The organism is Metabacillus sediminilitoris (genome assembly GCF_009720625.1).
Lineage (GTDB): Bacteria > Bacillota > Bacilli > Bacillales > Bacillaceae > Metabacillus > Metabacillus sediminilitoris.
Map to the genome: position 1 here is coordinate 4,651,044 of NZ_CP046266.1, position 20,068 is coordinate 4,671,111.

Here is a 20,068-nt window from a genome sequence, read left to right on the forward strand (position 1 = left end):
GAAAAGGTAAAGGGGATTTGGGCAATAAAAACGGTTGCTTAACATCTGCTGAAATATAAAAAAATGGTATTGCTACTGATTTCCACAGTAACTCATGAGCCTTTTTCTAAACAAAGTAACCGGATAAAGGTGTCATATGCTTACATTAAATATATGCTATACGCACCTTCTTTTTTTGATCAATATGAGAACTAAATATGTTATTTAGTTATTCAATTGAGATGTTATAAATTACTTCTAATCCCACTATACTAACTCTCTCGCCATCGAGTTTAGGGCATGAACTATGTGCCGAAAATAATAATCAGAAGGTAATCAAATAGACACGGAAAATGATCCCGTGCCCATTTGTTAGCTTCACTTTATTCATTTTCGCAAGCTGATCTTTCTACTATCTAACTTCCCGAGAATGCTTTTTCTAATCTTGCCTCTTTTATTTTTTGGACAAACTGTTCGGCTAATGAGGAAATAGTTTTGTAATCACCCGTTTTGGCACTAGCAGTGAGAGATCCTCCGGCACCTACTGCAACAGCTCCTGCTTTAATCCATTTTCCTACATTATCTAAGCTAACACCACCTGTTGGCATAAGGCTAGATTGAGGTAGAGGACCTTTAATTGCCTTGATAATATTTGGTCCAAAGGCTTCGCCTGGGAACACTTTTAAAATGTCTGCACCTAGTTCCATTGCTTTGACGACACCTTCAACAGTCATTACACCTGGCATACAAGGGACTTGATATCGATTGCACAGTTTAATCGTTTCTTCATTAAGATAAGGACTGACCACATATTCGGCACCTGAAAGCAGTGCAATTCGTGCTGTTTCAGGATCTAATATGGTTCCTGCCCCAATAATAATCTCGTTTTGGTATTCTTTCGCCAGCTCTTCGATGACTTGGGTAGCACCTGGAACAGTGTAGGTAATTTCAATTGCAGCTGCTCCACCTTTTAAGCAGGCTTCGGTAATTTTTTTCGCTTCATCCGGATCGTTTGCTCGAACAACAACAACTAATCCTGATTCCTTAATTCTCCCTAAAACTTCCCATTTATTACTCATTGTCAATGCCCCTTATTCTTTCCATTTTGGATTATCAATGATTTCAGGTTTTCCATCTCTTTCAACAACGAGTTTTCTGTATCCCTTTGTTTCGATGGTACCGTAGTCGTGACCGGCATCTGCCCGGAATGTAAAGAAGGTCACAAGTGGATCATTGCCTAGATTGATGCTACGGTGCGCATAACGTGGTGGTACATAGACGCCTTTTCCTGGAGAGAAATATTGTATATCCCAGTCTCCTTCCGGATTTTCCATTAACATTGCCCCATAACCACTTAGGCAATAGTACACTTCACCAGTGTCTAATATAGTATGGAAGTGGCCTTTCGTCATAAAATACTCATCGCCAACTTTTCCAGGGTAGACGATACTTGTTCCAAATAATAGATTACCTGGTGTTTCTGGTAAGTCGAGCTCATAAAACTCATAAACTAGTTGATCATCGTTTTGTACTGCAGACTCAAAAGCAACATCATCAGCATACATACCCTTCATTTTCGAAAGTGGTCGCTTTGTTGAATTTTTTGTTTCGGAGTGGCCAGTAATAAGATCAAAATCAATTGTAAATGGTTTTAACACTTTTTCAGTCATCCTATAGTCACCTCTGTTGGTTTTTATCAATACTTTTTCATTCTTCGAAATTACTTATCTAGTTTCATTTGAAATTTGTTCAATTTTGTCGAAAACAGATCCTGTTATATCGATATGGAAGACTTCAGCAATAACTTGTGTCCAGCCGTGGATGAAGTAAATCCAACCATCTTCTATATAAAGATTTCTTGATTCTTTTTGACGAAGAGCTTGATGAAAGAAATCCAGCTTACCACGATAATTCAATTCCCATACAAAGCTATCTTTTGGGAAAATGCACGTCTCCGTTAATGGAGAACCAGGCCGATCTTTTCCTAACCCGGTCGCATTAATTATGTAAGAATACGGTTTAAGCTGGGTAAGTAGTGCATCGTTTTGGCTTGGCTCTTGTGTTAAATGGTATTCAACATTGACATCTGGATTAATTTCGCTAATAATACGTTTAATTTCCTCGAGACGCTCTTTGTTTAAGTCTGTAATCACCACTCGCGATGGGATGTTTTTACCCTTATTACGATCTAACAAGTAAGAGCTAATTGCGATAGCGCTTCCTCCAGCTCCTATAATGAACAATTCTCCACCATGGTTGTTCCAATAGTTTTCTGGAATAAAAGCTTCCATTGCTAAACCGCTGGAAATTGGATCTTTTGCATAGCCTTCAAGCCGACCATCCTTTTTGGAAATGGAAGAAAGTTCACCAAACATCGTTGCATACGGGTCAAAGTAATCAAAGAGATCCTTCGCAGCATGATAAAGGTCAATCTTATGGGTTGTTACAAGAGCTCCTAATGATAATTCATCATCCTTGATAAACTGCACCACATCCCGATAGACTTGAGGATCCGCATGAATATCGATATCAATCCCTTTTAATACTGCATTTTCTAGTCCTAACGCTTCCGCCCATAGAGGGAAAAGCTTCATAATGGAAGATTTCGTGGTCGTTACACCGATAAAATACATTGTCGGCTGCGTTGCTTTTTCTGGTAATTTCAAAGGGATATCTCCTCTCCGTTTATCTGTTTAGGTTGTAAAAATACGTTTGCTAAATGCTTTTCCCGGATTTTCGTGCATGAATTTTCGGATTAAGTCTTTTGATACACCACTATCCTCAAGTTTAGGTAAAAAACTTTTTACTAAATAATCCAAACCAAGTTCACCACCGTAGCTTTTTAATCGCTTTCGGGTGGTATCCAGTCCGAGTAAAAGTTGATTTTCATAACCTGCTTCAATCAGCTTAGTAATGAGATCTATTTCTTGATCATCCGAATGATATTTAAATCGTCCGATGGTATCGAGTTCTAAATAAACCCCCGTGCTCGCAACATGGAGCATATAATCAGCGTTATCCATTTTTCGGTCTAAATGGCAGATGATTAATTGACTAGGAGCAACGCCTAAATCTGTAAAAAGCTTAATCTGGTCAAGAGCCCCAAATCCGAGTTCGGTGTGACTCATGATCGGTGCCCCAGTAGCAATTGCTGCATGTGAAGCTGCTTTGAACAGCCGATAATATTGACCTCCTACACCTTCGATATCTGCAGCCGTCTTAATAATACCTGCCCGTGCTTCAATTTGTTTTACAGGCCATGCCTCTTCTCCATCTGTATACATCCCGTTTTCCAATTCATCTCTAAATAATTCAGTGAGTGTATCAGCATCAGCATTTCGAATCCAATGATTTTCAGGGTAAAACATTAATTTATGAAACCCAGTGGAAGCAACGATCTGAATCCCTGTTTGCTGGGAAGCAGCCATCAGCCACTGACTATGGCGGCCACTGCCAATTGGCTGGGCATCCACTATGGTCGTACCACCAACCGCTTTAAACAAATTCAGTTCCTGTATGGTTTTATCAAAATCATCAATTTGCAAAGAAGAATCTATCACCGCACTAGGTCCTTTTTTTAAAAATAAATGCTCATGACTATGGCAAAAGCCGATTTCCTCCGACGCTATTGATCCTGTTACCGTTGTAATGACTTTGTGACAGGCTTGATCCTTCCCGGATAAATAATCTGAATCATTTTTCATTTTGCAACTTCCTTTTGAGCTAGCATATTGATGAGATTTTCTGTTGAAACCATTGCCATTTGTTCAACAGCCTCATGGGTAAAAGCACCGATATGTGGTGTTAAGATAAAGTTTGGCAATGCTACTAATAAATCTCCTTGTTCTGGCGGTTCAGAAGAGTACACATCTTGTGCCGCAACACCTATCTCCTGATTAGCAAGCGCATGATATAGCGCTGCTTCATCTACAAGTTCTCCCCGAGATGTGTTAATAAGGATGGCTGTTGGCTTCATTAGTTTTAATGTTTCAACATTGATTAGCCCTTTTGTCTCTTCCGTTGCCGGCAAGTGAAGGGAGATGATATCGGATTCTTTTAATAGTTCTGGTAACTCATCAATTGTTTGGATATTATATTTTTCTAGGAATTCGAAATCATTAAAATAAGGATCATAGATTGCAACCTTCATCCCAAGTCCAACCGCTCTCTTGGCAACCTCTTTTCCAATTTGTCCGCCACCAACGAGACCAAGGTTTTTATTCGTTAACTCGAAGCCAATGCTACGTTCCCATCCATACGCTTTAACCCCAGCAGCAATACTCGGTAAATGTCTTGCAGCTGCGAACATAAGAGCAATCGCATGCTCAGCAACTGAAATTGAATTTGTCCCTACCGCGTTTTTTATAAGAATTCCAAGTTCATCTGCTCTTTTAAGGTCAATATTATCCATGCCAACCCCATATTTAGAGATAGCTCGTAAGCTTTTGCATTGTTCTAAAACATTAGCTGGAAGTGGATCGATACCAATGATAATTCCGACAACATTATCATTAGCAAGCTCGATAATCTCTTCCTCCGTCAACGTTCTGCCTAAATGATTTTCGATGATCTCGTAACCTTGATCCTGAAGCAGTTTATGAGCCTTCTCTTTGAAGTTTTTAAAAGATTTAGGCGTGATTAAGATTTTTTCTTTCATACATCCTCATCCCCCTTTAGGTTTCTGCTCCGTTTATTGTTGCTATGTAATTATGTCGTGACATAATAGATTAAAAAATTTTTATTTTCCTTTATAAGCAGACACAAGGTTTCATCACATAATTTCTTTGTATGTTGTTCTACTTTAAATATTCGGCTGCACTCTCATCCAAATACACTTCAAGATTAGGATGGAGCTGTAAGAGTGATCCTGGAACTAATGGATCAATTGGTCCTTTAAAAGCTTGCTTTAAGATAGATGCTTTTGCCTCGCCTTTTGCGATAAAAACAATCTTTTTTGCCTTCATCATGGATCCTATCCCCATCGTGATCGCTTTTTTAGGAACATCTTCAAGAGATGAAAAGGCCTGCGAATTAACTTCACGAGTGTCTTCTGTTAAGGTTACCACATGTGTTTCTGCATGAAGTGTGTGTCCTGGTTCATTAAAGCCAATGTGACCATTTAACCCAATACTCAAAATTTGTACATCTAGCTGCCCAGCCTTCTCGAGCTCGGCTTCGTAACGTTCTGCCTCCGCCTCTAAGTCCGAAGAAGCGCCATCAGGAATATGGATATTTTCTTCAGGTACATCGACTTTGGAAAACAAGTGAGTCTTCATAAAATCATAAAAGCTTTGCGGATGATCTTTTGCCAATCCAGCATATTCATCAATGTTATATGTCGTAACTTGTTTAAAAGAAACTTTCCCGTTTTGATGGGCTTGAACCAGCTTCTGATAGAGCCCAACTGGAGTTTGACCAGTCGCTAGACCTATGGTTGCCTCCGGGTTTGATTTGATTACCTCGATCACACTATCTGCTGCTGCCTGATCAATATCTTTTTCGTTTTTAAACACTGTTAGTTTCATAGTGACCGTTCCCTCCTTTTGATTTCATACCGAGCTTTGAGGTATCAGTAATAGGCAACGCTATTTCAGTGCAATTGATAAAATATTAGTCTATTTCGATCATAACCTTCATTGCGTAGTCTTTCTGTTCATCAATTAGAGCATATGCTTTCGCATAATCTTCAAATTTCACTCGATGCGTGATTAACGTATCAAAGTCAATTAAACCTTCCTTAACAAGTTCGATCGCTTTTATATAATCTTCTTCGCGATACATAGCACTGCCGAGTAAGGATAGTTCATGGTCTTGCACATAGCCCATGTTGATGTTTGCTAAGTCTGCAAATACGCCAACAACAACGATGGTACTTCCTTTTCGGGCATAATTAATGGCTTGATCAATGGTGACGTTGATTCCTATGCATTCAAAAATTATGTCTGCTCGGTCTTTACCAAAATTCGCAAGGATGCCTTTCAATAAGTCTTCATTTTTAGCATCAATCGTCTTAATGCCACACTTTTCCGCCACTTCTAAGCGATATTTACTTAATTCTGATATGAGCACTGCTTCTGCTCCCATTGCTTTAGCTGTTTGGGCAACGAGATTACCAATTGGCCCTCCGCCTAGTACTAGGATCTTTTTATTCGTTACATCGCCAGCACGTCTTACAGCATGTACGGCAACAGCAAGTGGTTCGATCATTGCCCCGTGCTCAAAACTCATTTCATTAGGCAGTGCTAATGCTTTACTAGCATCAACAACAAAATACTCGCTTGCCATTCCTGTTGTTTGGAAACCCATAACCTTCAGTTCTTCGCAGTCATTATATAATCCATGGGTACATGGATAACATTCACCGCAGACTACTTGGGGCTGGATGGTCACTTTATCTCCGATCTTTACATTCATTACTTCAGAGCCTACCTCAACAACTTCTGCTGAAACTTCATGACCTTGTACTACCGGATAACTTGTATAAGGATGTTTGCCGTGATTCACATGGATATCGGAACCGCAAACTCCAATTCGCTTCATTTTGATCTTAATTTGGTAAGGCTTTACTTCTGGAACTGGTATATTATTAAATTCAATTTTACCTGGCTCAACCATAATCGCTTGAAGCATTTGCATATCCCCCTCATATGTCGAAAAATTAATCCCCATCACGATGATGGATAAGTAATAATGGCTTTCTTTAAAATTTGATGATTCATATACTCTTTAAAAGCATCCAAAATATTTTCAAACGGATAGTAATTTGAAATAAAGTCCTTCAAGTTAATCTTACCTTCTCTGATCCAAGTTAAAATCTGACCATATGACTCACTTTCCTCAAGCTTCGAGGGCATTTGCTGGAAATTAAGCTTCCAATTGTAGGGAGCTTTACTCCAATCAAGTTGCATGTGATTGTATTTTGGTACACCATAACAAAGGATTTCTCCTCGGTCTTCGATCAATTCCATCGCTTGATTCATAATCTCTGCAGCCCCAACAGCGTCTAAAACAAACTTGACTCCATTAGGGTATAACGCTCGGATCTCTTTCTTAATATCAGATTCTCTGCTATTAAAAGCTGCACTTGCTCCGTTCGCTAAAAGAATGTCTTGCTTTTCCTTACTTCTAGCAATTCCAATCGATTGGATTCCCATTAAACTCATTAATTTGATAAATGTAACCGCAACAGGTCCGCTGCCGAAAACGACAATACGATCATCTTGATTAAGACCAAAGTATCTAATCGTACTATAAACTTCTCTTAATGTGACAAGAACTGTTGCATCTACAGGATCAATATCATCAGGTACTATCTGCTGAGCATGGGCAACATCAGGAATCTCGCCCTCCTCATAAGCTTCTTTATCATTGATAACACCGTACTCGCTAAAAGCTCCCCATGCTGAAAATAATGATCCGTATTGTTCTTCATCCTCATCGTTAAAAGGAAGCAAAACGATGTCTCCGACTTTAAAGCTTGTTACCTCAGATCCTATCTCAACTACTCGGCCTACCCCTTCATGCCCAAGCATTAAGGGATATGTTTCTCTAGGAAAACCTTTGAATTCAGATTTGATAATAGTTGCGTCCGTACCACAAATTCCACAGCTAATGGTTTTTACCAAAGCTTGTTTCGAATTGTATTTTGGAATGGGTATTTCTTTCATCACTAATTGGCCATCAGAATTTACTACTAATGTTTTCATGAAATTCTTCGCCCTTTCATTACTCATTGATCTCATAAGTTTTGTCCATCATATAAAAGCTCCTAAACTATTAAACTGTCTTTTCAGATTTATTAGTTAAGATTCCCAATAATACCGCTGCGATAATAATAAATCCTTTAATAATGTCCTGTGGATAAGATGGGACGGCCATTAAGTTCATAATATTTCCGATTAATCCTAAAATAAGTCCGCCAGCTACGGCTTTCATGACAAAGCCCTTACCTCCAGCAAGACTTGCCCCACCGATTACACAAGCTGCAATGGCATCCAACTCTTGACTCATTCCAACAGTAGCACTTCCAGTTGAAGATCTTGCTGCAATAAAAACACCTGCTAATGCTGCCAGTGCAGCTGACACAGCATATGTTGACATGATGTATCTTTTTGTGCGGATACCTGCAAGCTGTACTGCCGTTGGGTTACTACCGATCGCAATAACGATTCGTCCCCAGCTTGTATATTTTTGTACTAACGCGAATAGAACGATTAAAATGATCGCGATAAGGATAATAGGATAAAAGAACTCCTTGCTTACAATCGTATCTAGAGTTCCAGCTTCAAGTTTAACTGGTCTTCCTTCCGTAATAACAAAGGAAATTCCTCTTGCAATTGTCATCGTAGCTAAGGAGGCCACAAACCCCTGCATACCTGCATAGGCTACTAAAATACCTGTAAATAAACCAAAGATTAATCCCATCAATACAGCAAGAATCATTGCCGGAAGATAATTCATTCCCATATCACTAATCAAAATAGCAGAGACGGTTGCGCCTACAGCCATAACCGAACCGACTGATAAGTCAATTCCACCTGTTAAGATAACAAATAACATCCCAATAGCGACTAATATTGGCGCTGCCTGTTGAAGAGCAATATTTCTCAGGTTCATAGATGTTAAAAAGGTATCGGAAAGCATACTACTGATGATGATTAATAACACTAGGATGATATATGTATTGTTATCGATTAGGAATTGTTTGAAATTAAACTTTTTCATTTTTTTCCCTGTTGTCAGGTTTTTGTTATATTCCAATTCCATGTTTTCCATGTCTTTTATACCCCCATTGCAAGTTTTATAAGATTATTTTCCGTTAACTCTGACTTATCTACCTCACCGGCTATTTCTCCTTGACGCATAACAATGGCACGGTCACACATGCCGATAATCTCAGACATTTCAGAGGAAATAACGATAACCCCTACACCTTCTTCAGCAAGTTGATTGATAATCTTATAGATTTCTGTTTTCGCACCAACGTCTACCCCTCGAGTAGGCTCATCAAATACAAGACATTTACAATCTGCAGACAGCCATTTTGCAAGGGCAATTTTTTGCTGGTTTCCTCCGCTTAGGCTATTTGCATTATCTTCCATCGATCCATACTTTGTCGCAATACTAGCCAGCAAATCTTTCACATATTCTTTTTCTTTTTTATGATTGATCACACCGAATTTCTTTATTTTGAACATGGACGCTATTGTCGTATTCATCCGAATGGATTGCTCTAACAATAATCCTTGTTTTTTTCGATCCTCAGGGAGAAGTCCAAATCCTTTATTAATTGCCTCTTTTGGATCTTTAAAATTCACTTCTTCTCCAAAATAAATGACTTTTCCAGATTTCCTTTTATCTACTCCAAATATTGCCCGCATTGCTTCGGTTCTGCCTGATCCTACTAAACCGCTAAACCCAACCACTTCACCACTTTTAATAGAGAAACTTACATCTTTAACAAGGTTTCCGGAACTTAAATGATCAACCTTTAATATTTCATTTCCGATTTTTGACTTGCGTTCAGGGAACAATTGGGTAATCTCTCTTCCAACCATCATGGAAACTAATTCTTCCTTATTAATAGAGGAGGTAACGACTGTATCTACGTATTTTCCATCTTTTAATACGGTAATATGATCACTGATTTCTAATAATTCTTCAAGACGATGAGAAATATAGATAATACTAACACCATTCTTTTTTAAATTATTGATAATAGATAATAGCTTTTGAGTCTCTGAAAACGTTAATACGGCAGTTGGTTCATCAAAAACCAATACATTTGCTTCTCTTGCAAGACATTTGCAGATTTCTACAATTTGTTGATAGGCAACACTCAAACTTCCAACTTTTGCATCTGGGTCGATATCATCGAACCCAAGCTTTATTAATTCTTCCTTTGCCCTCTTCTTCAGCATTTTCCAATTAATTAACATGCCTGAATTAGCTAGTTTATCGATATAGATATTTTCTGCAACAGTAAGATCAGGTGCCAGCATAAATTCTTGATAAATAACGGAAACTCCTAAATTAATTACATCTTTAGGTGATGTAATTTTTGCTTCTTTACCATTAATGACTATCTGGCCTGTATCTTTTTGGTATGCCCCTGCTAAGATTTTCATCAAGGTGGATTTTCCAGCACCATTTTCACCTATTAATGCATGGATTTCGCCCTTTTCCACATTAAGAGAAACATCTGTTAACGCTTTTACACCGCCGAAATGCTTCGAAATATTTTTCATTTGCACGGCATATTCTTTCTCCATATTTTTTGCCTCCCCTTTCTATAGAAGTAATGATATGAAGTCATCACCAACATTCGTAAAATGGCAGATCTTCAATTCATCTGACTTCACTTATACTAATTTTTAAAATGATAGCGATTAAAACCAAAACCCTAAGAAAGGTGGTACTGTCTATTACTCTCGTTGCCTTCAAGTAATAGACAGTTTGTAGATTTTAGTTTTTAGAAACCGAATTCATAATATTCGTCTACATTTTCCTTTGTTACAGCCGCAGGCGTTGTTAATGTAATTTCTTCGTAGCTCCACATATCTTTGCCATCGACTAAAATTTCTTCAGCAATCTTAACACCTAACTCTGCAACTTTATAAGGGCTGTTTTCACCTGTCGCAAAGTATTTGTCTTCTTTAATTAAGTCATAAGCTGCTTTCGCTCCATCCGCAGCAGCAACAATATCAACACCATCAGCCCCAGCGTTTTTAAGCGCTGTCATTGCACCAAATAACATTTGATCGTTTTCACCTAATACAGTTGTTAAATCTGGATTAGCTGTAATCAAGTCCTCAGAAGCTGTTAGACCTTCTTCCTCAGTCCAGTTCCCCCAACCTTGACCAGCAACTGTAAATTTCGCTTCAGCATGAGTGGCTTTACCCTTTGATGTTAATTCTTTATCAAATGCTTCTGCTTGTTTCCAAGCTTCTTCTTCTGTAATTCCAGTTTTCCCTTCAATAATACCGGCAAAAAGACCTGTTCTTCTTTCCGTACCTGCTACGTTCCCTTTAGCACCACTTAGGATAATCGATTTGATTTCTTTATCCGCCATTTTTTCAGCATAAGCTAATCCTACTAATCTACCGTTTTGTTTATTATCTGAGTAAACTGTTGTAATATCTTTAGCGCCTTCGCCAACCCCACTGTCTAGGTTAATAACACCAATTCCAGCTTCTGCAGCTTTATTGATGCTAGGAACTGCAGCATCTGGTTCAACGCTATCTAAGAAAATTAAATCCATCCCTTGAGCAATAAATGTTTCCATGTTTTCTGCTTCTTTTGCTGTATCTCCATTTGCATCTAGAACTGTTACATCCCAACCTTTTTCCCCTGCATATTCCTCAACCGCTTCTACTAATGACACAAAGTAAGGAGAATCTTGAGTCTTGATCGCAAAACCAACTTTAAACTCTTCTTTATCAGATTTTCCATCTCCTGATGAACCCTCTGAAGAATTACATCCAACTAGTAACACGGCCATTACTAAACCTAAAAGCAATGAAAGTAAACCCTTTTTCTTCATGTGCATTTCCCCCTAGATTAGATTGTATGTTTTTTTGATACATAGTATTGTTACTACATTACAATATATGTATATACATACTATACAACATCATGATAGCGTTATCAATATGCTTATTAAAAGAATTTCAAGAAAATTAACAGCGCTTTCATAGTTCATTTAAACAATTTTTACAAAGATGATCCATTATCTATTAATCATATAAATATTTCAAAAACAAAGAATAGAAATTTATTAAAAATTAAAACTATTTTAATCCTTGAGAAGTGATAATTGATTTAGTTCATTTAACGAATCAATGACATCGTCGAACTTTTCAACATGTCCAAATCCATATCTAGCATATACAAAAGGAATGTCAGCTTCCTTTGCAGACGCAGCATCTAAGGCTGTATCTCCTACATAGACAGGGTTATTTAACTGATTTCGGTCAATAACTATACGGATATTATCTGCTTTTGAGAGCCCCGTTCTACCAGGGTATTCAAAATCCTCAAAGTAACCTTCTAGTTGATTTACTTTAATGAAACTTTGAATATATCCTTCCTCGCAATTGCTTACAATGAAAAGCCGATAGTTTTTCTTTAGTTCATTTAATGTTTCTAGCAGTCTTGGGAATAGAATGCCACCTTCCTTTTCAAGGTACTGACATTGCTTCTCAGAACTTTCCCGCATAATAGCCTGGAGTACTTCCTTTGCGGCATCTGGAAACAATTTCTTTGCAATAATATCAACTGGTAATCCATACAGACCTTTTAGTTGATCTCCTGTCACCTGAACAGGAAGATGATAGTTTGAAGCAGCTTCTGACCAAAATTGTGCCCCTATATGAGTGGTGTCCCATAGAGTCCCATCTAAATCAAATATAATACTATCAATCATATTAAATTCCCCCTCTGATGTTTCAAAAGTTATTAAACAATCGTGAAACCACCGTCAATAATTAAATCTGTTCCAGTTGCAAATGATGCTGAATCAGATAGCAAATAAATAACAGCACCAGCTAATTCTTCTGGCTTACCCATTCGTTTAAATGGAGTTAACTCCTTCCATAAATCCTGCCAATCTTGTCTAACAAAGGATGTTAATTCTGTAAAGATATAGCCAGGACTTATGCAGTTTACTCTTATTCCCTTTTCAGCCCATTCGACTGCTAGGGATTTTGTCAATTGAACCACACCGGCCTTTGATGTATTGTAAGATGCTTGCTGCTGCGGGTAATTAACAATCGTACCTGACATAGAAGCAGTATTAACGATAGCACCATGCTTATCACGAGCAATTAAATATCGTCCAAAGGCCTGAGCTACAAAGAAAATGCCATTTAGATTGACATTAATTACTTTTAGCCATTCTTCTGGGGTAACATCAATTACTGGTTTTTGAATCACGATTCCTGCATTATTAAACAATAAATCTAATTTCCCCATTTCTGCATCAGCTTTTTCAATAGCAACAGCAATCTCCTCAGGTTTTGTTACATCAACGCCTATTGCCATTGCTCTGCATTGATACTCTTTTGCGATTTCATTAGCTGTAGCCTGTGCTTTTTCTGCCTGTTGGTCAAAAATCACAATATCTGCACCTACTGCGGCAATGTGTTCAGCAACAGCCTTCCCAATACCCTGAGCACCTCCAGTAATAAGCACTACTTTTCCTTCAAGAGAGTATAATTTTTTCAGCATATCCATACTAAAATCTCCTTTAACAATATTTATAGATGTGTAATCGTGACTTGATCATAAAGTACTTTCATGTCCTCTTCTTTAAAATTGCCAGTTGTCATCGTTAAGGTATTGGCTGCTGAAACAGCAATGGCGTACCGTAACATTTCCTCAACTTGATATTTTCTAGCTAATCCTACAGCAAAAGCTGCCACCATCGAATCACCAGATCCAACCGTGTTAACAGGTTGAATACATGGCGGTTTGCCATGGTAAATGTGATCCTTTGTTACCACTAAAGCTCCTTCTGTTCCTAATGAAACGACAACATATTTAATCCCATTACTTTGAAGTTTTCTCGCACCAGCAACAAGCTCATCCCAATTATCAACTGACATATTTAGAAGCGCTTTCACTTCATCACGATTAGGCTTAATCATCGTTGGACAAGCTTTAATGCCTTCTTTTAAAAGATCTCCGCTAGTATCCAATATCACCTGTTTCCCTTTTTCCTTCACCATCGCAACAAGTCTTGCGTATATGTCGATATTGACCCCTTTGGGTACGCTTCCAGAAATGGTGATCACATCACTTTCAGTGATCATATCCGCGAATTTAACAAGGAGATCATTCAATTCCGTCTGGGAGACTGGATCTCCCGGCTCCAAAAATTCAGTAGAATTCCCTTCTGAATCTAAGACATTAATACATGTTCTCGTTTCTGACGCTGTATGTACGAAGTCATATGCGATATCTTGTTTTTTTAACAAATCTTCTACATATGCTCCGGAATGGCCTCCGACAATCCCTGTAGCCAATACATCTTCACCGCAAAGCTTTATCACTCTTGCTACATTTAAACCTTTGCCGCCAGGAGTTTTGGTGCATTCATGTACACGCATTACCTCTCCTTTTTTCAATACATCAATCACATAGGATTTATCAATAGCAACATTTAAAGTAACGGTAGTAATCATGTTCGGTTCCTTTCAGTCTCTGATAACGATCATTATTTTTCACTATCAATCAATATTTTTGCTTTTACAAGACCAGGTGTTTTGTACATTTCAAATGCATCGGCTATTTCACTTAAAGGAATCTTTTTAAAAATAAAAGTATCATCCAATTTAAACTCACCAGTATGGATGTAATGGGCAGTTAGCTCCCACTCTTTACCCGGGAATTCCGCGCTGTAAGACATCCATGAGCCTGTTAAGTTGAATTCCTTTCGATTTAAATTTTCCCATTCCTCTACGTTAAACGATATTGCTCTTGTAGGAGTTCCAATTAAACAGACACCGCCTTTATTTGCCACTAGCTCAAATGCCATTTTCATCGTAACGGTACTTCCAGCAGTTTCGTAAACATAATCAAATCCTCTGCCATCGGTTAAGAATTTGGCCTGTTCAATAAAGCCTTTTTCTAACGTATTAATGCACTCGTCTGCTCCATATTTTTTGGCAAGCTCCAATCGTTCATCGTTTATATCAAATACCACAACTTTCCTTGCCCCAAAGATCTTTGCCCATTGCATTGTGAATAAACCGATAGTTCCCCCACCTAAAATGGCCACTGTACCACCAGGTTTATAATCTAAGCGATTTAACCCATGTAAGGCGACCGTGATCGGTTCAAAAAAGGCCCCATGTTCATAGCTTATCGAGTTATCAAACTTAACGGCATTTTTTTCGGGTACAACCACGTATTCTGCAAAACTACCAAACTGTCGTGAACCTACAAAGCTATAATGCTTGCAAAGAGCATAATCTCCTTTTTGGCAATCTTCACAGCTAAAACATGGTATGAGAGGTACTCCTGCAACCTTATCTCCCACTTTTAAGCTTTCTACACCCTCTCCAACCTCAGCAATGATACCAGAAAATTCATGCCCTAAAACATTCGGATAGTAATGCGAAGCATCCCCATTAACCCTTGGAAGGTCAGAACCGCAAATACCCGTATATTTTACTTTGATCAATACTTGCCCTGCCTTAGGAGAGGGCGTTGGAATGTCCTCATATTTCAATTTCTCTCTTGCGTAAAGCACTCCCGCCTTCATTGTCAAAAGTCCCTCCTTTATTCATTGTTGATTGGCTGAAAGTATGTTTTAAACTTTCATATAACGCTAAGTAAAATGCCAATGACTTTTTATACATTTCATTGTTTTCCATATGAGGTTCTTGAATGCGTGTTATTTGCACCGTTTCCTCAACAGCTTCTTCAAAATCCTTATACATTCCCACACCTACTCCCGCCAACAGAGCAGCCCCAAGTGTTGTTGCTGTATCAGAAGCTGGTACAGTAATTTTACATCCGGTTACATCTGCATAAATTTGCACCCATAATTCGCTGTTTGCTACGCCACCCATGGCTCTTAAATCTAGTTCATGAATATTAACGCCCGCTTCTTCCGCCACTTTAAGATTATGTTGTACGGAAAAAGCAACACCTTCTAATGCTGCGCGTACCATATGTCCTTTTGTCTTATCAAAACTCAAACCATAGAAGACGCCCTTTGCATCAGGACTCCAAATCGGTGCTCGTTCACCGGACATATAAGGAAGAAAAGTAACTCCTTCTGACCCTGGTGGAACTTCCTCTGCTAAGGCTGTTAACTCATCAAAGGATTGGCCAGCCCCTAACTCTTGTTTAAACCATCGTAAAACTCCGCCGCCGCCAACGGTTCCTCCTTGTAATAACCACAAGTCTGGAACGACATGAGGACTAAAAATTAACTTAGGATGAGCAATCGGCTGATCTTCACAAATGCTCATTCCTCCTGCCTGCCCTCCTTGGATCTGGGTTTGCTTTGGAAGATAAACACCTGCACCTAATGTTCCACAAGCTGCATCAAGTCCGCCAGCAACAACCGGTGTCCCTTCTGCTAAGGAAGTAAGTTCGGCTGCCTCTTTCGTCACTCTCCCTATAATATCGTGGCATTGATAGATATCAGGCACCTTATCGATCGATAATCCCATTGATTCCGCAAGTGTTTCATCATAAGTAAAGGTTTTTGTATTGTAAAAATGAACCCCATAGTTTTGACATTTATCTGATGACATCACACCGGTTAGTTTCATTCCGATATAACTATTACTCTGTAAAAACTTATCCGTTTTCTCATAAATTTCAGGCATTGTTTCTTTAAACCATAACAGTTTAGGGGTCGTATAGGCTGGTAAAAAGGAGTTACCAGCGACTTCAAAAATCCTGTCTGCACCGATTTCATTCGTTACACGCTCAGCAATTTCTTTTGCACGTGTGTCCATCCAAATAGGCGTGTTCGATAAACAATTACCTTCCATATCGACAGGTATCGCGGACCAACCTTGTCCCGCAATTCCGATTCCAACAATTTGCGAGGAGTTAATTCCTGCTTTCGCAATACTTTCTTTAATTCCGATACAAACACTGCTCCACCATTCATCAGGATTCTGTTCCACCCAGCCTGCATGTGGATAGTAAATCGGGTATTCTTGATTAGATTGAGCTAACACCTCGCCATTTTTAGTGAAAATAGCAATTTTACACGCGGAGGTTCCGATATCGATTCCTAATAGTAGTTTTGTCATTTTTGCTTCCCCACTTATACCGTTGGTACTATTGCTTTTCCAACAGAGCCACAAGTTTTGATTTTGTCCATCGCCATTTGTTTGACCATGTCTCTGCCCGCACCTGTAAACTTTTTCGGATCAATGATATTCGGTGTATCCGATAATGCCTTCTTTACGCCCTCTGTAAAGGCAATTCGGAGCTCAGTCGCATAATTCACCTTACAAATCCCTCTTTTGATACATTCCTTGATCGATTCTTCGGATAAGCCAGATCCGCCATGCAATACTAAAGGTACACTGACGACCTTTCTGATCTCACTTAACCGCTCTAAATCGAGATTTGGCACACCTTTGTATACGCCATGTAATGTTCCAATAGCTACTGCTAAAGAGGTTACATTTGTTCGATCAACAAATTCTTTTGCCTCTAAAGGTTCTGTTAATCCACCCTCTCCCCCATCGATATCATCTTCTTTACCGCCTACTTTACCTAGTTCAGCTTCAACAGAGATTTTAGAAGGAGCACAGGCATCTACAACCCTTTTAGACAAACAAATATTTTCCTCGTAAGATTCTTTAGAGCCATCGATCATAATCGATGTATAACCTGCTCTTAAGGCCTGCATTGCCAATTTAAAGCTGTCCCCATGATCTAAATGAAGAGCAACTGGAACACTTACCCCATCTGCTGCTGCCTTCACAAGCGAGTGAAAATAAGAAAAATTTGCATATTGAACAGTTTTAGCAGATGTCTGCAGAATAACAGGTGATCTTAATTCATCTGCAGCTTCAACAACAGCCTGAACCATTTCTAAATTTTCCACATTAAATGCACCTACTGCATAACCCTCTTTTTGAGCATCTATCAACATTTTTTCCGTAGTAACTAATGGCATAATTCCCCATCCCCTCTTAAACTATTAATCAATTGCAAAAACATCTTTCAAAGCAAAATAACAATTATCAAAAATTTTCTTAATAGGCTGATAGGCTAAAACAGCCTCTGTATTTGGTGTATGTACATGATTAATTTCAATAAATTGATTAATGATAGAAAAATCTTTATACATTCCTACCCCTACACCACCAGTTACAGCAGCTCCCATACTTCCTGCTTCTTCTAACAGATTTGGAACAATAACCTTTGCATTATTTATATCTGCGATAATTTGGCGCCAAACAGCACCCTTTGCTCCCCCGCCAACGACAAGCAATTCATCAATATCCATATGTTTACGGAGAATGTCTAAAATGATCGACAGATTCATTGTTACTCCTTCTAAAACACTACGGATTAAATCTCCTCGTTGATTTTCAGATTTCAAACCAATAAAAGCACCTTTTGCCCCAGCATCCCATCTTGGAGCTCTTTCGCCTAGAAGATACGGAAGAAAGATAACACCATTTGAGCCAACAGAAGACTGTTCAATTTGTGCATTCATATAGTCATAGGGTGACTTTCCATTGACCTCTGCTTCATGGATTTCATATTGGCAGATCGTATTTTTCAGCCAATTATAGGCTCCTCCAGCAGTTTGCATGGTACCATTTGGAGCATATAATCCAGGAACAACATGTGCCCAAGTAACCGTTCTCATTTCTTCGTCAAAAATTGGTTTTTCAGAAGCGGTCGTAATCCATGCCGATGTACCGATACAACAATAAGTTTTCCCAGGGCTTATGGATCCTGCGCCTACACTTGCTGTTACACCATCGCCGCCGCCAATAACTACAGGTGTTCCTTCGGCTAAACCTGTTGCTTCCGCTGCTTTCTTTATTACTCCTCCAGCAACAAAGGTTGATGGCTTTAATTCGGGAAGTTTATCAGGGTCTATTCCAGCATATTCAATAATTTCATCGGACCATTTTAAATTCACCAAATCAAAACATCCATTACTGTTCCCATCTGAATAATCAGTATAAAAATTCCCAGTAAGCCGAGATACAATGAAATCCTTTGCATTTAAGGTTTTATAGGTTTGCTCATATATTTCCGGCTCATGATCACGAACCCACATAAGCTTTTGGATTCCATATGATGCTGTATTACGATGTCCGACTATATGATAAAAGTCCTTTTGAGTAATAAACTCTTCAATTTGTGCTACCTGTTTTTGTGCACGTTGATCAGCCCAAATAATAGCCTTTCGCAAAGGATTTCCTGATTTATCTACACAAAGACAGCCCATCATTTGGCCGCTAAAGCTAACAACAGCAATATCTATCGGATTAATACCTAAAGATCCAATTAATTCCTTGCTTGTGATGCATACGGCTTCCCACCAATCTTCTGCGTCCTGCTCTACCCATGTGCCGTTAAAATAATCAGTAGGATAAGAATAGACTGAACTTCCAATTAATTTGCCATTTTCAGAAAATAACGTAGCTTTATTCCCCGATGTTCCTAAGTCATGAGCTAAAATATACTTTGTCATTTATTTGGCACCCCTTGAATCTATTCAAAAATCGTAATTTGTTATCATCTATGCTTCCATTCCGGAATGGAAGCATAGATGATAATGACTATTTCTGTGAATTGGCTGAGATTATTACCTCAAACCTGTTTCGGTCTCCCCGATATCTCGCTAATGAGTATTCAATCGGTTCGTCATATACGTTGTAACCAATTGAAAGAAATTGCTGTATTGCCTTATCACTGCTAATATTTAAATTTTCAATATCATAATCTTCTGCCTCTACAGCTTCTATGAAACGGCGGATTTTATATATCTGTGTATCATCATGTAATGCTAATACAGGATACAATGACTCTTTTTCTAAATCATGATTCAAAACAAACTTGCACTTGTTAAATGGAAGATATGTCTTTACCATGACAATCGGATCTTCATCAGCAAAGCGTTTACGATGAATGTAGACTACCTTTTCATTTGGTTTTAATTTAAGCTCTTTTGCCACTTCATCAGGAGCAACAATCACTTCAAAATCAAGAAGCTCTGTGCTTGGAGTTCTCCCTAATTCTGCAATTTGGTCATTAAAAGAACCTAAAGCCTGAATGAAACTTTGTTCAATTTTAGGCTTGGATACATATGTTCCTTTACTTTTCACACGGTACAGCCAGCCCTCTTGAACAAGTTCTGTTATTGCTTGCCTTACGGTCGTACGGCTAATCCCAAACATCTCACTCAATTCATTTTCTGTAGGAATCAGACTCCCAATCTTATAATTACCTTCTTTGATTTCTGATAGAATTAGTTCTTTTAGTTGAAAATATAATGGTATTGGTACCGATTTATCCAGTCGTACATTTTTCAATAAGACCATTCCTCACTTCATTCCTTTTTCTATATATTCTCTTCTATTAACCC

19 protein-coding genes are annotated in these 20,068 nt (G+C 38.5%); all 19 read right to left on the reverse strand.

The features are described from left to right. Positions 1 to 395: 395 nt before the first annotated feature. Complete coding sequence (locus tag GMB29_RS22450; RefSeq protein WP_136352687.1) at positions 396 to 1,058, reverse strand: bifunctional 2-keto-4-hydroxyglutarate aldolase/2-keto-3-deoxy-6-phosphogluconate aldolase; 663 nt, start codon at positions 1,056 to 1,058, stop codon at positions 396 to 398. A 12-nt stretch (positions 1,059 to 1,070) separates the two neighbouring features. Then, on the reverse strand, positions 1,071 to 1,649 hold the full coding sequence (locus tag GMB29_RS22455) for a glucose-6-phosphate isomerase (RefSeq protein ID WP_136352686.1): 579 nt from the start codon (positions 1,647 to 1,649) through the stop codon (positions 1,071 to 1,073). Positions 1,650 to 1,703: 54 nt separating this feature from the next. Then, positions 1,704 to 2,645, reverse strand: coding sequence for a shikimate dehydrogenase family protein (locus GMB29_RS22460; RefSeq protein WP_136352685.1), 942 nt, complete (start codon positions 2,643 to 2,645; stop codon positions 1,704 to 1,706). Positions 2,646 to 2,672: 27 nt separating this feature from the next. Beyond that, positions 2,673 to 3,683 carry a phosphotriesterase family protein gene (locus GMB29_RS22465; RefSeq protein ID WP_136352684.1) on the reverse strand — a complete coding sequence of 337 codons (1,011 nt, stop codon included), beginning with the start codon at positions 3,681 to 3,683 and terminating at the stop codon, positions 2,673 to 2,675. Further along, positions 3,680 to 4,636, reverse strand: coding sequence for a phosphoglycerate dehydrogenase (locus tag GMB29_RS22470; RefSeq protein ID WP_136352683.1), 957 nt, complete (start codon positions 4,634 to 4,636; stop codon positions 3,680 to 3,682). The genes GMB29_RS22465 and GMB29_RS22470 overlap by 4 nt, the downstream gene beginning before the upstream one ends. Positions 4,637 to 4,775: 139 nt before the next feature. Then, positions 4,776 to 5,504: a glucosamine-6-phosphate deaminase gene (nagB, locus tag GMB29_RS22475; RefSeq protein ID WP_136352682.1), complete on the reverse strand. Its 729-nt coding sequence runs from the start codon at positions 5,502 to 5,504 to the stop codon at positions 4,776 to 4,778. An 85-nt stretch (positions 5,505 to 5,589) separates the two neighbouring features. Next, positions 5,590 to 6,609: a zinc-dependent alcohol dehydrogenase gene (locus GMB29_RS22480; protein ID WP_136352681.1), complete on the reverse strand. Its 1,020-nt coding sequence runs from the start codon at positions 6,607 to 6,609 to the stop codon at positions 5,590 to 5,592. A gap of 38 nt (positions 6,610 to 6,647) precedes the next feature. After that, positions 6,648 to 7,685: a zinc-dependent alcohol dehydrogenase gene (locus GMB29_RS22485; RefSeq protein WP_136352680.1), complete on the reverse strand. Its 1,038-nt coding sequence runs from the start codon at positions 7,683 to 7,685 to the stop codon at positions 6,648 to 6,650. A gap of 70 nt (positions 7,686 to 7,755) precedes the next feature. Beyond that, a complete protein-coding gene (locus GMB29_RS22490) occupies positions 7,756 to 8,754 on the reverse strand; it encodes an ABC transporter permease (protein ID WP_227551411.1) in 999 nt (332 codons plus the stop codon). A 5-nt stretch (positions 8,755 to 8,759) separates the two neighbouring features. After that, complete coding sequence (locus GMB29_RS22495; protein ID WP_136352679.1) at positions 8,760 to 10,250, reverse strand: sugar ABC transporter ATP-binding protein; 1,491 nt, start codon at positions 10,248 to 10,250, stop codon at positions 8,760 to 8,762. Between the two features lie 200 nt (positions 10,251 to 10,450). Beyond that, positions 10,451 to 11,521, reverse strand: a complete 1,071-nt coding sequence (locus tag GMB29_RS22500; RefSeq protein WP_136352678.1) for a substrate-binding domain-containing protein — start codon at positions 11,519 to 11,521, stop codon at positions 10,451 to 10,453. 252 nt (positions 11,522 to 11,773) lie between these two features. Beyond that, a complete protein-coding gene (locus tag GMB29_RS22505) occupies positions 11,774 to 12,403 on the reverse strand; it encodes an HAD family hydrolase (protein ID WP_136352677.1) in 630 nt (209 codons plus the stop codon). 32 nt (positions 12,404 to 12,435) lie between these two features. Then, positions 12,436 to 13,212: an SDR family oxidoreductase gene (locus GMB29_RS22510; protein ID WP_136352676.1), complete on the reverse strand. Its 777-nt coding sequence runs from the start codon at positions 13,210 to 13,212 to the stop codon at positions 12,436 to 12,438. Positions 13,213 to 13,235: 23 nt separating this feature from the next. Then, complete coding sequence (pfkB, locus tag GMB29_RS22515) at positions 13,236 to 14,162, reverse strand: 1-phosphofructokinase (protein ID WP_136352675.1); 927 nt, start codon at positions 14,160 to 14,162, stop codon at positions 13,236 to 13,238. 32 nt (positions 14,163 to 14,194) lie between these two features. Next, complete coding sequence (locus GMB29_RS22520) at positions 14,195 to 15,244, reverse strand: galactitol-1-phosphate 5-dehydrogenase (protein ID WP_136352674.1); 1,050 nt, start codon at positions 15,242 to 15,244, stop codon at positions 14,195 to 14,197. After that, positions 15,201 to 16,757, reverse strand: coding sequence for a xylulokinase (locus tag GMB29_RS22525; RefSeq protein ID WP_136352673.1), 1,557 nt, complete (start codon positions 16,755 to 16,757; stop codon positions 15,201 to 15,203). Before GMB29_RS22525 ends, GMB29_RS22520 begins: the two co-directional genes overlap by 44 nt. A gap of 14 nt (positions 16,758 to 16,771) precedes the next feature. Beyond that, on the reverse strand, positions 16,772 to 17,635 hold the full coding sequence (gene fba / locus GMB29_RS22530; protein WP_136352672.1) for a class II fructose-1,6-bisphosphate aldolase: 864 nt from the start codon (positions 17,633 to 17,635) through the stop codon (positions 16,772 to 16,774). 24 nt (positions 17,636 to 17,659) lie between these two features. Next, positions 17,660 to 19,174 (reverse strand): xylulokinase, encoded by a 1,515-nt coding sequence (gene xylB, locus GMB29_RS22535; RefSeq protein WP_136352671.1) that lies wholly within the window; start codon positions 19,172 to 19,174, stop codon positions 17,660 to 17,662. An 88-nt stretch (positions 19,175 to 19,262) separates the two neighbouring features. Then, complete coding sequence (locus GMB29_RS22540; RefSeq protein ID WP_136352670.1) at positions 19,263 to 20,024, reverse strand: GntR family transcriptional regulator; 762 nt, start codon at positions 20,022 to 20,024, stop codon at positions 19,263 to 19,265. Positions 20,025 to 20,068: the final 44 nt, after the last annotated feature.

What these genes read in the sequence shown, in the direction of transcription:
- GMB29_RS22505 (WP_136352677.1), bottom strand. Translation starts at nt 12,403, where the DNA reads ATGATTGATAGTATTATATTTGATTTAGATGGGACTCTATGGGACACC.
- GMB29_RS22525 (WP_136352673.1), bottom strand. Translation starts at nt 16,757, where the DNA reads ATGACAAAACTACTATTAGGAATCGATATCGGAACCTCCGCGTGTAAA.
- GMB29_RS22480 (WP_136352681.1), bottom strand. Translation starts at nt 6,609, where the DNA reads ATGCTTCAAGCGATTATGGTTGAGCCAGGTAAAATTGAATTTAATAAT.
- xylB (WP_136352671.1), bottom strand. Translation starts at nt 19,174, where the DNA reads ATGACAAAGTATATTTTAGCTCATGACTTAGGAACATCGGGGAATAAA.
- GMB29_RS22540 (WP_136352670.1), bottom strand. Translation starts at nt 20,024, where the DNA reads ATGGTCTTATTGAAAAATGTACGACTGGATAAATCGGTACCAATACCA.
- GMB29_RS22520 (WP_136352674.1), bottom strand. Translation starts at nt 15,244, where the DNA reads ATGAAGGCGGGAGTGCTTTACGCAAGAGAGAAATTGAAATATGAGGAC.
- GMB29_RS22470 (WP_136352683.1), bottom strand. Translation starts at nt 4,636, where the DNA reads ATGAAAGAAAAAATCTTAATCACGCCTAAATCTTTTAAAAACTTCAAA.
- GMB29_RS22450 (WP_136352687.1), bottom strand. Translation starts at nt 1,058, where the DNA reads ATGAGTAATAAATGGGAAGTTTTAGGGAGAATTAAGGAATCAGGATTA.
- GMB29_RS22455 (WP_136352686.1), bottom strand. Translation starts at nt 1,649, where the DNA reads ATGACTGAAAAAGTGTTAAAACCATTTACAATTGATTTTGATCTTATT.
- GMB29_RS22485 (WP_136352680.1), bottom strand. Translation starts at nt 7,685, where the DNA reads ATGAAAACATTAGTAGTAAATTCTGATGGCCAATTAGTGATGAAAGAA.
- nagB (WP_136352682.1), bottom strand. Translation starts at nt 5,504, where the DNA reads ATGAAACTAACAGTGTTTAAAAACGAAAAAGATATTGATCAGGCAGCA.
- GMB29_RS22510 (WP_136352676.1), bottom strand. Translation starts at nt 13,212, where the DNA reads ATGGATATGCTGAAAAAATTATACTCTCTTGAAGGAAAAGTAGTGCTT.
- GMB29_RS22495 (WP_136352679.1), bottom strand. Translation starts at nt 10,250, where the DNA reads ATGGAGAAAGAATATGCCGTGCAAATGAAAAATATTTCGAAGCATTTC.
- GMB29_RS22465 (WP_136352684.1), bottom strand. Translation starts at nt 3,683, where the DNA reads ATGAAAAATGATTCAGATTATTTATCCGGGAAGGATCAAGCCTGTCAC.
- GMB29_RS22500 (WP_136352678.1), bottom strand. Translation starts at nt 11,521, where the DNA reads ATGAAGAAAAAGGGTTTACTTTCATTGCTTTTAGGTTTAGTAATGGCC.
- pfkB (WP_136352675.1), bottom strand. Translation starts at nt 14,162, where the DNA reads ATGATTACTACCGTTACTTTAAATGTTGCTATTGATAAATCCTATGTG.
- fba (WP_136352672.1), bottom strand. Translation starts at nt 17,635, where the DNA reads ATGCCATTAGTTACTACGGAAAAAATGTTGATAGATGCTCAAAAAGAG.
- GMB29_RS22490 (WP_227551411.1), bottom strand. Translation starts at nt 8,754, where the DNA reads ATGGAAAACATGGAATTGGAATATAACAAAAACCTGACAACAGGGAAA.